Raw genomic sequence first — 270 nt, 5'->3', positions numbered from 1 at the left:
CCGAAGCGGTGGATGGCCTCGTTCAGCGCTTCGACACAGAAGTCCGCCTCCAGCGTGTTCGATATCCGCCACGCCAGCACCTTTCGGGTGAACCAGTCCATGATGGCGACAAGATACAGGAAGCCACGCCGCATCGGCAGGTAGGTAATGTCTGCACACCAGACCTGACCGGGGCGATCGACCCGCAGCCCGCCCAGCAAATAGGGATAGGTCTTGTGACCCTTTCGCGGCTTGCTGGTGTTGGGCTTCTGGTAGATCGGCATCAAACGC

General features: G+C 60.4%; 1 protein-coding gene. It reads right to left on the bottom strand.

Going from position 1 to position 270, the window contains the following annotated elements; genetic code table 11:
• A partial coding sequence (locus XINFAN_RS00030; RefSeq protein ID WP_148087125.1) for a DDE-type integrase/transposase/recombinase occupies nucleotides 1–270 on the bottom strand: 270 nt, incomplete at both ends.

It is taken from the genome of Pseudogemmobacter humi (assembly GCF_900609055.1).
Taxonomy (GTDB): domain Bacteria; phylum Pseudomonadota; class Alphaproteobacteria; order Rhodobacterales; family Rhodobacteraceae; genus Pseudogemmobacter; species Pseudogemmobacter humi.
The sequence above is the reverse complement of the archived record's forward strand: the minus strand, read 5'-3'. Positions and strand labels throughout refer to the sequence as shown.